Source organism: Nocardioides sp. GY 10113, from assembly GCF_004919105.1.
Taxonomy (GTDB): domain Bacteria; phylum Actinomycetota; class Actinomycetes; order Propionibacteriales; family Nocardioidaceae; genus Nocardioides.
In genome coordinates this window covers 35,131-47,172 of record NZ_STGK01000007.1, presented here as the reverse complement: position 1 = coordinate 47,172, position 12,042 = coordinate 35,131, and the positions used below count along the sequence as shown (strand labels likewise).

Below are 12,042 nucleotides of genomic sequence, written 5' to 3'. Positions count from 1 at the left end.
CCCGCTCGTTAGGGTTTCGCCCATGACTGCTGCGCGCGTGGGCATCGTGATGGGCTCGGACTCCGACTGGCCGGTGATGGAGGCCGCGGCGCAGGCGCTGGCGGAGTTCGACATCGCCTACGAGGCCGACGTGGTCTCCGCGCACCGGATGCCCGAGGAGATGCTCGACTACGGCAAGCGGGCCGCAGGCCGCGGGCTCGAGGTGATCATCGCCGGCGCCGGCGGCGCCGCCCACCTGCCCGGCATGCTCGCCTCGGTGACCCCGCTGCCCGTGATCGGCGTGCCGGTGCCGCTGAAGTACCTCGACGGCATGGACTCGCTGCTCTCCATCGTGCAGATGCCGGCCGGCGTGCCGGTGGCGACCGTGGCGGTCGGCGGCGCGCGCAACGCCGGCCTGCTCGCCGTACGGATCCTGGGGGCGGGCGACCCGGACCTGCAGGCCCGGATGACCGCCTTCCAGGCCGACCTCAAGGCCGCGGCCCACGCCAAGGGCGAGGTCGTCCGCCGAGCCGCGGGTTAGGGACCGCCGAGCCGGGGCTTGGGCACCGTCGACCCGGCGCTTGCGTCGGTCGGTGACATGGGGACGATCCCCATCGGGATGTTTGGCGTCCGACGACACGGGTATCTGAGGGTCATGGCCAAGAAGACGAAGCTGCACTACACGACTCCCGGCCTCAGCGAGTCCGACGCGGTCCGCGTCGTCGAGCTCCTGCAGGACCGGCTGAACGCCACCAACGACCTGCACCTGACGCTCAAGCACGTGCACTGGAACGTCGTCGGCCCGCACTTCATCGCGGTCCACGAGATGCTCGACCCGCAGGTCGACGCCGTGCGCGGGTTCTCCGACGACCTCGCCGAGCGGATCGCCACCCTTGGCGGCAGCCCGGTGGGCACGCCGGGCGCGCTGGTCGCGGACCGGACCTGGGACGAGTACTCGATCGGTCGCGCCACCACCCAGGAGCACCTGGGCGCGCTCGACCTCGTCTACCAGGGCGTGATCGAGTCCTACCGGGCAGGGATCAAGGAGCTCGGCGAGCTCGACCCGGTCACCGAGGACATGTTCATCTCCCAGACCGACCAGCTCGAGCTGTTCCACTGGTTCATCCGCGCGCACCTGGAGGACAAGGGCGGCTCGCTGTCCACCGCCGGTGCCACCACCGAGGCCGAGGCCGCGCGCGCCGCGAGCTGACCAGCCGCCTCATCGCACGTCGTACGCCGCCGTCCCGGGTCGCCCGGGGCGGCGGCGTCGTGCCGTGGGGTGCTGTCCCGGCCGCCGCCGGGATGGGGTCGTGTGCCTGAGGCATCGGTAGGGCGGGTTGTCGGGCACACGACCCCGGCAGGTGGGGGCGTCGTGTGCCCCACGCACCGCCATAGCGGGTTGTCGGGCACACGACCCCGACCCGCGGCAGCGTCGTGTGCCTCAGGCACCGCCATAGCGGGTTGTCGGGCACACGACCCGCCTCCGGCAGGCCGACACCCCGCGACACCCCGCGACACCCCGCGACACCCCGCGACACCCCGCTGCGCAGCGTCAGGCCCCGCGCCTCACGCCGCCCGGCGCCGCCACTCGATGGCGGGGCAGGTGTCCATCACCATCGGCACGCCGGCGGCAACGGTCCGCTCGAACGCGTCGGCGTCGACCACACCCAGCTGGAACCAGACGCCACCGGCGCCGACCGCCACCGCCTCGTCCGCGAACGATCCCGCGGCCTCCGAGCGGCGGAAGACGTCGACGACGTCGATCTCGAACGGGACGTCGGCCAGGGTGGGGTAGGCCTTCTCGCCGAGCACCACGAGGTCGCGTCGAGCCGCGGCGGGGTGGATCGGCACGATCCGCTTGCCTCGCTCCTGCAGCATCCGGGCGATCCCGTACGCCGTGCGCGAGGGGTTGTCGGACAGGCCGACGATCGCCCAGGTGTGGGCCGCCAGCAGCCGGTCGACGGTCGCGGGGTCCTGCCAGTCGCGGTCGGTCATGTCCGCACAACCCGGCGGGGCGCCCCGGGATTCCCCAAGGTCAGGGCTGGTCGAGCAGCCGCCGCACCTCGGGCAGCACGTCCTCGAACGAGCGCCCGGAGCGGAGCACCACCACCTGGGTCTCGGTGTCCTCGCCCGACCGCAGGCTCCGGGTGGCCAGCGCGACCGCGTCGTTCAGCTCGGCGGTCGGGTCCTCGCTCTGCCCGCGCAGCCAGCGCCGCAGCACGTGGTTGTGCGCGGTGGTCACCGCGTTGGCGAGCAGCTCGGCGAGCAGGTCGTCGTCGCGGTCGCCGACGCCGAGCCAGCGGCGCAGGTGGTCGCGGAAGAGCTGCTGGTAGCTGCGCTGGTTGGCGATCTCGGCGGCCCGCAGGGCGGGCACGGTGGTGGTGAGCGCGTAGCGTGCGCGGGCCACCTCGCCCTCGGCCAGGTAGGTGTCCAGCACGATCCGCGACGCCTCGACCAGGGCGATGTCGGCCGTGGCGCGGGACGCGCTGGCCAGGCGGGCGTCGACCGCGGCCAGGATCGGCGCGTGGTCGGGGAAGACGACGGCCTCCTTGCTGGCGAAGGAGCGGAAGAAGGTGGTCCGGCTGACGCCGGCCTCGGCCGCGATGGCGTCGACGGTGGTCTGCTCGAACCCCTGGTCGGCGAAGAGGCGGAACGCCGCCTCGACCAGCCGGGCACGGGTGGCGGTCGCGGGCACGGACCCTCCTCTGTCGTCGGCTGCACGTTACCGGGCGGTACTGAGTACCATATATCCCGTACTGAGTATCCCCAGTGATGAGACGGGTGACCACCGTGACCAACTCCGACTTCGCCGCCTACGGACTCTCCGAGGAGCACCGCGCCATCCGCGAGGCCGTCCGCGACCTCTGTGACGCGAAGGTGGCGCCGTACGCCGCCGAGGTCGACGAGGAGGCGCGCTTCCCGCAGGAGGCGGCCGACGCGCTGCGGGCCGCCGACTTCCACGCCCCGCACGTCCCGGAGGAGTACGGCGGCGCCGGCGCGGACGCGCTGGCCACCTGCATCGTGATCGAGGAGGTCGCCCGCGCGTGCGTCTCCTCGTCACTGATCCCGGCGGTCAACAAGCTCGGCTCGCTGCCGATCCAGCTCGGCGGCAGCGAGCAGCTGAAGAAGGAGTACCTGTCGCGGCTGGCCGCGGGGGAGGGCGGCTTCTCGTACTGCCTCTCCGAGCCGGACGCCGGCTCGGACGCCGCCAACCAGCGGACCCGTGCGGTGCGCGACGGCGACCACTACGTGCTCAACGGCGTGAAGCGATGGATCACCAACGCCGGCGTCTCCGAGTACTACACCGTGCTGGCCACCACCGACCCCGACAAGCGCTCGCGCGGGATCAGCGCCTTCGTCGTCGAGAAGTCCGATGAGGGCGTCTCCTTCGGCGCCCCCGAGAAGAAGCTCGGCATCAAGGGCTCGCCGACCCGCGAGGTCTACTTCGACAACGTGCGGATCCCCGCCGACCGCCTGATCGGCGAAGAGGGTCAGGGCTTCGAGATCGCGCTGCGCACCCTCGACCACACCCGGGTCACCATCGCGGCCCAGGCCGTCGGCGTCGCCCAGGGCGCGCTCGACTACGCCATCGGGTACGCCAAGGAGCGCCAGCAGTTCGGCAGGTCCATCGCCGACTTCCAGGGCCTGCAGTTCCTCATCGCCGACATGGGCATGAAGGTCGAGGCGGCCCGCCAGATGACGTACGCCGCGGCGGCGAAGTCCGAGCGCGGCGACGAGGACCTCACGTTCTTCGGCGCCGCGGCCAAGTGCTTCGCCTCCGACGTCGCGATGGAGGTGACCACCAACGCGGTCCAGGTGCTGGGCGGCTACGGCTACACCCGCGACTACCCGGTGGAGCGGATGATGCGCGACGCGAAGATCACCCAGATCTACGAGGGCACCAACCAGGTGCAGCGGATCGTGATGGCGCGGCAGCTGCTGGCCGGGGTGCAGTCGCAGATCTGAGGCTCGTAAAGCCCCTCTGAACTGGGGCGATGGGGTACCGCGAGGCGGTCTGCATGATGCGAGCCTAACTCCGAAAGGGACCGATCTGGCGACGCACGATGCAGCGCCGCCCGGGCACTCAACTACATGGCTTGTGTGTCAGTTGGTTGCTCCGGTGTGTCGCTGGCCGCCGAAGTTGTGGCTGCCCCGCCTCGTGGCAGGCCCTGGTTGCATCAGGGGTTCGTACGCGGCCCGGGCAGCAGTGACGTATCGTGCGAGCGCTGTGCGAACCCGAGGCAGTGGCCGCGCCTCGGATGCGACAGGGGGTAGCCATGGCAAGCGCGGTTTCCGCGAGCAACGAATCCGAGATCACCGGTTCCAAGAGGCCGAGGAGACGATCTGGGCGCGAGCGGCTTCTGGGGCTACTGGTGGGCCTCGTCGCGCTGGCCCTTGTCGTTGGCGTCGCGATTGAGATTCGAGCGCTCACCGGCGACGACGCCAAGGAGCAGGCTCGCAGCGATGCAGCCTCCGCCATCAGCGCGCTGCGCGACCAGAACCTCGTCGCCCTCGGCGAGCAGTTGTCGGTTCACCGGGCCGACCCCGAGTTCGCCTTCCAGTTCACGAGCCGCGCGACTCCCCGCGACCTCGGCGACGCGCTCGGCAGCGTCGTCGACGTCCCGTCAGGTGCGGATGCTGGATCAAGCTCGGGGGAGCCAGGCGCTTCCGGCGTCGGACTGGGCGAGGACGCCTACGCGCGGGTTCTCACCGACCTTGCCGACACCCTCGCCCTCGCGACGCGTGGCAGCGGCGACCTGGTGCTGCCGACCTCCTGGACGGATGACTTCCTCCTGGCAACCACCATGCCCGCCGCATACGGCGACGACACGGGCGACGACCCGGCGCGGGCTGACCAGGACCTGGCCAACAAGCAGAACCTGCTCCTGCTGCTGTCCCGCGGCCGCTGGTCCACGGAGTTCCTCCAGGCGACCACCCGCGCCTACTGGGCGTGGGAGCAGGAGGGCGAGGTGCCCTGGCCGGGACTGACCGCCGAGGATGCGAAGTACGCCCCCGCGCCGAGCGGGACCTACCTCACCGACGGCCTGGTCGCACTGATGGCTGCGCTGACCGCCAACCCCGAAGCAGCGGGCTGGGCCTTCACCGACTTCCAGCCCGACACGACCACGGTCAGCATCGACGACACCGACCGCATCATCGGAACATTCGCCCACTACGTGTTCTTCGAGCACGCGTACGGCGAGGTGGAGGACTCCGGCGCCGAGAACTCCGGAGCGACCGCCTCGGTCACGGCGCTGATGTCCGCGATCCAGGCGACAGGCGGCTCGTACGGTGACGACGCCGCCGGCCCGATGGCTGACGCATTCGTTCTTCAGGACTTCCAGGATGCAGCCGTCGCGGAGCGCGCCGACGCTGAGTCGGCGCACTGGTACGAGAAGCTGGGCGACGTACTCCGGGAGTGGGGCCGCACCGCCCTCGACGTCGTCGGTCTGGTCCCCGGCGTAGGCATTGTTCCCGACGCGGCCAGCGGGATCTGGTCCGCCATTGAAGGCGACTGGACAGCCGCCGGGCTCTCGGTGGCGGCGATGGTTCCCTTCGTCGGTGTCGTTGCCGCGGGCAGCAAGCTCGTCAAGGGCGGAGTCAAGGCCGCGGAGGTCGTCGAGGAAGGTGCCACTGCGGTCAAGCTCGTCGATCACGCGGGCGGCACGATCGACGGGTCCAGTGACGCCGGCAGGCTCCTATCCGTCGCGACGGGCGTTGATGACGGCGTCTACGACTTCCCGAGCGCCGACGGCTTCCTCGCGGCGCTGGAGAATCCGGTGCCTGGTGTCACCTACAAGTACGGCGACACCACCTACGAACTCGCCCCGGACGGCACGCTCACGCACGTCAGCGGCCCCGACAAGGACGTGATCGCGCGCAATGGCCGCAACGAGAAGGGCCAGATCGTCTCGGGCACCCTCTCGCGGGCGGTCTCCGCGGAGGCGGAGGAGCGAGGCCTCAAGGCCTACGAGGCGGAGACCGGCGCAATCCTGGATCGGCGTCAGGTGCTGTCGCGGATCGATGGCGTCGAGAACGGTCGTTTCTACGACGGGCTTGCCCGGAAGCCCGGCGGGGACTACGAAGGCGTCGAGGTGAAGAGCGGGGGCGCGACCCGGTCCGCGAACCAGACCGCGTTCGACCAGCTCGTCAGCCCCGAAAACCCGGCCCTCGCGACGCTGCCCGACGGAAAGGTCATCGAGATCACCTCCGTCAGGCTCGTCCAGGTCGACTAAGAAGGGCGGCATGTTCATCATCAAGGTCGGCGGTCGCAGCAGCATGGAACTGACCGACAGCTTCCGGAGCTACGAGCAGCAACTGCGTCACGGCATCGGCCTGCTCGACGGTGGAGAGCGCTCGTCGTATCTGTTGTTTCATGTGCCCGACGACGCGGGCTGGCCCGACGCACCGGGTTTCAACGTCGGCGACTACGACGGCGACTACCTCCAGTGCGCCGGAACCGCTGGCGCGATGGTCATCGAGGTCCGCCGGCTGGAGGCGGACGGCCGACACCACCAGTACGCCCTGGGGCGGCCGACTTCGGCGACCTCGGCGCCGAGTGTCGAGGTGGACTTGGGTGGGGTTTCGTTGATGGTGTCGGCCAACGAGGTCTTCGACGCGGACGAGGCCGTGAGGATCTTCCTGCACTACTTCGAGAGCCGCAGCGTTCCTGACACCTGTGCCCTCCGCGAGTTGGACTTGCACTGATCTACCGGACGACCGAGCCCGCACTGTGAGCATCACGACGACCTATGCCGAGGCTTCAGAGCGCCAGCCACGAGCGAAGTCGATGGCCCGCTTGGCCGCCGGCGGGATCGGTCGAGGTCGCGGTAGGGCCAACCTGCGAATTCGCGATTGACGGCCCCAATCGCCACGGCGCCGGTCTCGCCCGTGAAACGCTCGGTTGAGGCTCGCGGTGTGCGGCCGAGAAGCCCGGTGGCCACCGCGCCGCCCGCGCCTTCTTGCTTGGCCAGCTCCCACCCTCGATCGCCGGCACGCCAACCGCTTGCTGCTGGGCGCGCATCACGCCTGGGTCGTCGCCCGGTGGTGGACTACGCCGGACCCGGTGCTCCGGAAAGGCCGGTCGAATCCCTCGAACACCAGACGCTGGCACGGACCCTCCTGGGCCGCGCCGCCGCGCAGGCCGCGGCCTCCGAGAGCCGCGAGCGGCCTCGCAGATGCCGGACCACGCGTCTCAGGCGAGGCCGTAGGCCCCTTCGCGAGCAGCCACCGATCACCGGAGCGCGTGACGTGCACTGGCGCTCGGCCACGCTCCGGCGATCGGCGGGCCACTGTCAGACCTTCCAGCGTGGCGTGGCCGAGGTGAGAAGGTCCTCCGGGATCACCGTGCTCGGCAGCGCGAGCTGCCCGTAGAGCGGCGGGAACCGGAGTGTGGGGAGCGCCGGGGCGACCAGGCAGGTCCGGCACAGCAGGGATCCGGGGACCTCCGGCACCCGAACCACTGCCGTCGCTGGCAGCCCGCACTCCGGGCAGCGGATGCTCTCCACGCGATTGTCCGAGGTGCCACGTCGCCAGCCATCGGCGTGCCGGACCGACGCGTCCCACGGGGGAGTCTGCGGGTTGGCTGGCTTCCGGGCGGTGAAGTAGACGCCGAGGTTGCGCACAGTCACGCCGTACGACGCCAGCACCCGTCGTACATCGGCGACGTACGCGATACCCCCGTACGCGGCGACGATGTCGGTCACCAGTTGTCTGTCGGGGTTGGTCTCGTTGTAGACACCTCTTCGCCAGGCGAGGTCTTCCGGCCAGTGGCGGCGCACATGGTTGTTGAACGCCTCGTGGTCGTAGCCCGCCGGGGTGTCGGGCCAGATCACTGGCTCGCCCATGAGCACCCGCGCCAGGTAGCCGTCCGGAGCCATCGCCGCCGGCGCAGCGGTCTCCTTCGGAACGCCGTGCGCCACCAGTTCAGCGGTCAGCGCCCGACGACGCTCTGGTAGGTCGAATACGGTCTCCAGCCCCTGCTTCTCAGCCGGGCTCATTCGACGCCCGTGCCCCTTTACCTCGCCGGTGAAGGGTCCCAGGGACATCACCCGCCCGTCGGCCGGAACGTCGAGCCAGGTACTCCAGCGCAGGGGTTCGGAGAACGGCTCGATCTGGAAGTCCCGCAGCAGACTGGTGAAGGCCTTCGCGACGGAGGCGTCCGCAGCGTCCGGGTCGAGCAGCAGAGCTGTGACCCCGGTGAGCAGGAGTTCGACGCCGGTCGTGAAGTGCAGGGGCAGCGCTTCGCTGTCGACACGACTTTCGAGGTCGCGCAGTTGGGCCTCCAGTCGCCGTGCGGACTCGAAGTGTGCGTCAGCATCAGCGACGTAGGGTGCGCTCTTCTCGGGATCGTCGTGTTCGGCCGCCAGGCGCCTGAACCGGGCGCTTCGGTGGCGCTCGTCAACCACGCGCTCGCGGAGGTGGTCGATCTGGGCGCGCCGGGCGTTGATGACCATGTGGCCGTCGAGGTCGTTGCCCCTCGTCTCGTGGCCGTCCAGCCTGACCCCGGGCACTCCTCGGCGCAGACCCTCAGCGATCCCCTCTGCGATGCTGCGGTGCAGGTCAGCGATGCGGACCTGCGCCACTTTCGCGCCGCTTGCCTGGTTGCCGATGGTCGCCTTCCTCATGCGACACCATCCGCGATGCTGTCCTCGTCTGAGCGCTCGGCGTCGCCGAGTGCGCGCAGCGCGTACATGCCCCGAGTGGCTCCCGCCAGCCGGTACTCGATGCCGTCAGCGATCCACCGCAGGCCGTTGAGTGCGGGCACGTGCGACTTCGCGGCACCGCCGGTGGGACGTGATGTACGCCGCGCTCGCACCGCGGCCGTGATCAGGGCCGGGTCCAGATTCGGGCGTCCGAAGTCGTAGTCGAACTCGAGCACCCCGATCTCGTCGCGGACGCCGGACTCGTCGATCTCGTAGAGGACCGGGCATCCGGCGAGGTGCTCCGCGCCCGGGAACGGGTTCTTGAACCGCATGGTGTACTTGCCCGTCATGTAGAGGTCCGCCCACCACAGCTGGGTCTGGATCCAGGAGTGGTGACCCACCAGCTCCGCGATCGTTTCTCCATCCTTCCGGGTGCGCGGTGTCGACACCCCTCGTGCGGCCAGCCTCATCACGATCTCGGTCGAGCTCAGGTTCGGGTCGGCCATCAGCGTCCAGGCGAGATTGAGCAGCTCGGTCTGTTCGGGGTCGACGACGAGGGTCTTGCCGGTCAGTTGATAGCCGAGCGGGACCGAGTTGTTGCCCTGGATCCACTCGCCTCTCGAGTACTGGTTGACCTTGCCGGCCGAGGTCCGCTGGACGATGAGATCGCGCTCGCTCGAGGCGATCATCGAGAGCATCGTCCAGAGCAGGTGGCCGACGGATCTGTCGCCGCCGCGCATGTCCATGGTGGTGGTGCCGGCGTGCACGCGGTCGACGTGTCTGGCCACCGCGCTGCTGAGGTTCGCACCGTGCGTCAGTCCGCGCACCAGCCGACTGTGGGTGGCGGCGTACATGTCCAGCGGGCGAAGCCGTTCGAGCACCCGGCAGAGCAGGGTCGTGAATTCGTTGTTGCCTCGTTCGTCGAACTTCGCGGCGCTCGCCATCGAGTACAGGTAGTAGTCGCCGTCGATCTCCATGAGTGATGCCCTGGTCTTGCCCTCGACGAGCGTGATGACCGGGACGTCCGGTGGAAGTTGGCCCGGGTCGGTCAGCGGGAGGATTCCGTACAGCCGTGCTGTCGGTACGGATGCGAGATCGAGGTACGCGAAGGTCTGTTCGAGGAGTCCCTCGAGCAGCAGGCAGTCGTATTGATTGGACTCTCGGCAGACCACCAGCGAACGAGCTCGGGTCGCTGTGTCGGGGGCGATGTTGGGCTCCGATGTCACGGCGTGGGACGGAGCGGGAGTACTGGTCCGCTGGTGGCGGGGCATGGCGATTCCTTCTCTATAGCGATTGGCTTCGGGTCGGTTGGGCATCTCGCGGAACGTCGCGAGTTGCCGGGCCTCGGCGGTGGCGCACGGTCTCGCGGGCGGTGGGTCCCGAGGAGCGGGCACTGCACGGGTCGTCGTCGATCTGGGAGGGGCCGGGCCGACGGGCGGCGGCGCGGGCGAGGGTGAGCCAGGCCCGGACAACCTCGCTGCGAACCAGGGGCGAACTGCCTCCAGGGACGCTGCGGACCCGGATACGCGGACGTCGCGAAACCACCGGGATCACCTCTCTTCGCATCTCCCGATGACTTGTCGACCTTACACATCGGATTACAAGTCATTCGAGGATGCGAGAGGTCCGAGGAGACGAGACGAAGGTGGCCTCGGTCATCTCCGAAGGACGGCCAGCGAGGAGCGCAGAGATCGCCTCGGCGAGCTCTTCGGAGCGGTAGATCCGCTCCTTGGCGGGGGCGGTCTCGTCGGGTAGCGGCCGGGCGGCGTTGGTCGTCATGGGACGGGACGGTGCGGACGGCCTCGCCAAATTCACGTACGACCAGCGGGCAACGTGGGCGCGGCCCGCGAACCCCAGGAGTACGCCGCTGAGCGTGCCCCGATACCTCGTTGGCCTGCGAGCGACGACCTTGTCAGGTCACGTCGGTTGTGCAGGTTCCCCGGGTGAACGCGGCCAGGATCCGCTGGTGCGTCTGCCGCGGAAGCGCACGCGTCCCAGGTTCGCCCAACGGCGTCCCCGGCCGCGCGGCGGCTCCGTCGAGCAGGTCGTCGAGCCCGGCGCGCGCCAGCAGCAGGAGCCCGTGGGTCGCCCGCGTGCAGGTAACGGCGAGCCGTCCGAAGGCGGAGTTGAACTCGTCGAGCTGGTCGGCGCCCGACAGCGGGTGGAGGGCGACGGTGATGCGGTTGGTCTGGCCTTGCCAGGAGTCGACGGTCGAGGCCACGAGGACGCCCTCGGGCAGGTCGAGCTCCTTGGTGAGCCGCTCGACCATCGCGGTGGCGTCGTCGACGGCCTGGTTGCGGGTCGCGAGCACAACCACAAGGGGGTCGCCGGTCGGCTGGTCGGAGGTGACGCGGTGCTCCTCGAACGGGTCGCCGACGTCGTCGTACCGGGCCTCGACGGTGCTGAACCCGCCCTCCAGCAGTGGGCGGAGCAGGTCCTCGAGGTATGCCAGCAGCGGCGGGTCGATGTCTGGGGCCTCGGCCTCGGGGAGGCCGTCGACCTCCAGGAGGACCGGGTGCCCCGTTGCGACGGCGGACCACACCGCCCCGGCGTCTCCGTCGAATACGGGCAGGTCGATGTGCCGGTCGCCCGGGGCCGCCACGCAGTCGAGCCGGTCCCAGTCGCCGTAGAAGGCTCGCCACAGTGGCAGCTGCTCGGCGGTGGGCCGCCACACGGCCGGAAGGTCGCGGGCGAAGGTCGTCGCCAGCCCCTCGTACGCCGTGGGCCAGGCGCGGTACGGGTTGTAGCCCGGGTCGCCGCGCCACGGGTTCTCGCTGGGGTCGATCGGCGGCAGCTGCCCGACATCGCCGACGCCGACCGCGACCGGCGCATACCCCTCGACTCCGGTGAACAGGTGCAGCGGCATCTGCCACGCCTCGTCCACGAAGAGCACGTCGAAGATCCGCTCGCCGTTCGCTCCGGGACCGAGGCGGGCGTGCATCCGCGAGTACTCGCCAATGACCTTGAACTTGTGGGAGACGCCGAGCACGATCCGCGCCGACTCCGGGATCTCCTTGGACTTGGTGACCACGGTGGCCATGTCGGCGAGGTCCTCGGGGAGCTTCGGCTCCCACGCCTTCGACACGAACAGGCACACCTTGTCCGGCCCGTACGCAGCCCCGAGGCGTTGCGCCAGCGGGATCACCTGCTTGTTCGCGAACGCGGTGACCGCGATCCGCAGGCAGTTCGGGTTGGCAAGGGCCTCGCCGACCATCGATACCAGCGCGACGGACTTCCCGGCACCAGCCGCGGCGCGCAGCAGGACCTTCTCGTACTCGGCCATCCCGTTCAGCGTGGCCATCAGGGCGGCGGCGGCCTCGGCCGATGCGACCACGTTCTGGGCGGCCGCCCGCGCGTGGTGCTGGGCGTCGGTGGGCGCGTCCGCCACCGGGGCGGTGAACTCGATCGCCATACTCAC

The 12,042-nt window shown here is 70.0% G+C and carries 11 protein-coding genes; 5 read left to right on the top strand and 6 right to left on the bottom strand.

Going from position 1 to position 12,042, the window contains the following annotated elements; all coding sequences use genetic code 11:
• Positions 1–22: 22 nt before the first annotated feature.
• Positions 23–520, top strand: a complete 498-nt coding sequence (purE, locus tag E8D34_RS10750; RefSeq protein WP_136594639.1) for a 5-(carboxyamino)imidazole ribonucleotide mutase — start codon at positions 23–25, stop codon at positions 518–520.
• 114 nt (positions 521–634) lie between these two features.
• Positions 635–1,189 carry a DNA starvation/stationary phase protection protein Dps gene (gene dps / locus E8D34_RS10745; RefSeq protein ID WP_136594638.1) on the top strand — a complete coding sequence of 185 codons (555 nt, stop codon included), beginning with the start codon at positions 635–637 and terminating at the stop codon, positions 1,187–1,189.
• 356 nt (positions 1,190–1,545) lie between these two features.
• Here the strand turns inward: dps and E8D34_RS10740 are convergent, their stop codons facing one another.
• Both E8D34_RS10740 and E8D34_RS10735 read right to left on the bottom strand, forming a co-directional pair.
• Complete coding sequence (locus E8D34_RS10740) at positions 1,546–1,974, bottom strand: CoA-binding protein (RefSeq protein ID WP_136594637.1); 429 nt, start codon at positions 1,972–1,974, stop codon at positions 1,546–1,548.
• Positions 1,975–2,014: 40 nt separating this feature from the next.
• Positions 2,015–2,674 (bottom strand): TetR/AcrR family transcriptional regulator, encoded by a 660-nt coding sequence (locus E8D34_RS10735; RefSeq protein WP_136594636.1) that lies wholly within the window; start codon positions 2,672–2,674, stop codon positions 2,015–2,017.
• 77 nt (positions 2,675–2,751) lie between these two features.
• Between E8D34_RS10735 and E8D34_RS10730 the strand changes: the two genes are divergently transcribed.
• From E8D34_RS10730 to E8D34_RS10720, 3 genes are all read left to right on the top strand, one after another.
• Positions 2,752–3,945 (top strand): acyl-CoA dehydrogenase family protein, encoded by a 1,194-nt coding sequence (locus E8D34_RS10730; protein ID WP_136594635.1) that lies wholly within the window; start codon positions 2,752–2,754, stop codon positions 3,943–3,945.
• Positions 3,946–4,256: 311 nt separating this feature from the next.
• Positions 4,257–6,215 carry a hypothetical protein gene (locus E8D34_RS10725; RefSeq protein WP_136594634.1) on the top strand — a complete coding sequence of 653 codons (1,959 nt, stop codon included), beginning with the start codon at positions 4,257–4,259 and terminating at the stop codon, positions 6,213–6,215.
• Positions 6,216–6,225: 10 nt separating this feature from the next.
• Complete coding sequence (locus E8D34_RS10720) at positions 6,226–6,687, top strand: hypothetical protein (RefSeq protein WP_136594633.1); 462 nt, start codon at positions 6,226–6,228, stop codon at positions 6,685–6,687.
• Between the two features lie 587 nt (positions 6,688–7,274).
• Here E8D34_RS10720 and E8D34_RS10715 read toward each other — a convergent pair.
• The 4 genes from E8D34_RS10715 to E8D34_RS10705 form a co-directional block, all read right to left on the bottom strand.
• Positions 7,275–8,606 carry a hypothetical protein gene (locus E8D34_RS10715; RefSeq protein WP_136594632.1) on the bottom strand — a complete coding sequence of 444 codons (1,332 nt, stop codon included), beginning with the start codon at positions 8,604–8,606 and terminating at the stop codon, positions 7,275–7,277.
• The gene (locus tag E8D34_RS10710) at positions 8,603–9,940 is read right to left on the bottom strand and encodes a recombinase family protein (RefSeq protein ID WP_136594631.1); all 1,338 of its coding nucleotides are present in this window, start codon (positions 9,938–9,940) and stop codon (positions 8,603–8,605) included. The genes E8D34_RS10715 and E8D34_RS10710 overlap by 4 nt, the downstream gene beginning before the upstream one ends.
• Positions 9,941–10,229: 289 nt before the next feature.
• Positions 10,230–10,403, bottom strand: coding sequence for a hypothetical protein (locus E8D34_RS20760; RefSeq protein WP_168929404.1), 174 nt, complete (start codon positions 10,401–10,403; stop codon positions 10,230–10,232).
• A gap of 133 nt (positions 10,404–10,536) precedes the next feature.
• Complete coding sequence (locus tag E8D34_RS10705; RefSeq protein ID WP_136594630.1) at positions 10,537–12,036, bottom strand: hypothetical protein; 1,500 nt, start codon at positions 12,034–12,036, stop codon at positions 10,537–10,539.
• Positions 12,037–12,042 lie beyond the last annotated feature (6 nt).

Excerpts from the sequence above, each read along its gene's own strand:
- E8D34_RS10730 (WP_136594635.1), top strand. The coding sequence starts at position 2,752 with ATGAGACGGGTGACCACCGTGACCAACTCCGACTTCGCCGCCTACGGA.
- E8D34_RS10720 (WP_136594633.1), top strand. The coding sequence starts at position 6,226 with ATGTTCATCATCAAGGTCGGCGGTCGCAGCAGCATGGAACTGACCGAC.
- dps (WP_136594638.1), top strand. The coding sequence starts at position 635 with ATGGCCAAGAAGACGAAGCTGCACTACACGACTCCCGGCCTCAGCGAG.
- E8D34_RS10715 (WP_136594632.1), bottom strand. The coding sequence starts at position 8,606 with ATGAGGAAGGCGACCATCGGCAACCAGGCAAGCGGCGCGAAAGTGGCG.
- E8D34_RS10705 (WP_136594630.1), bottom strand. The coding sequence starts at position 12,036 with ATGGCGATCGAGTTCACCGCCCCGGTGGCGGACGCGCCCACCGACGCC.
- purE (WP_136594639.1), top strand. The coding sequence starts at position 23 with ATGACTGCTGCGCGCGTGGGCATCGTGATGGGCTCGGACTCCGACTGG.
- E8D34_RS10710 (WP_136594631.1), bottom strand. The coding sequence starts at position 9,940 with ATGCCCAACCGACCCGAAGCCAATCGCTATAGAGAAGGAATCGCCATG.
- E8D34_RS20760 (WP_168929404.1), bottom strand. The coding sequence starts at position 10,403 with ATGACGACCAACGCCGCCCGGCCGCTACCCGACGAGACCGCCCCCGCC.
- E8D34_RS10740 (WP_136594637.1), bottom strand. The coding sequence starts at position 1,974 with ATGACCGACCGCGACTGGCAGGACCCCGCGACCGTCGACCGGCTGCTG.
- E8D34_RS10725 (WP_136594634.1), top strand. The coding sequence starts at position 4,257 with ATGGCAAGCGCGGTTTCCGCGAGCAACGAATCCGAGATCACCGGTTCC.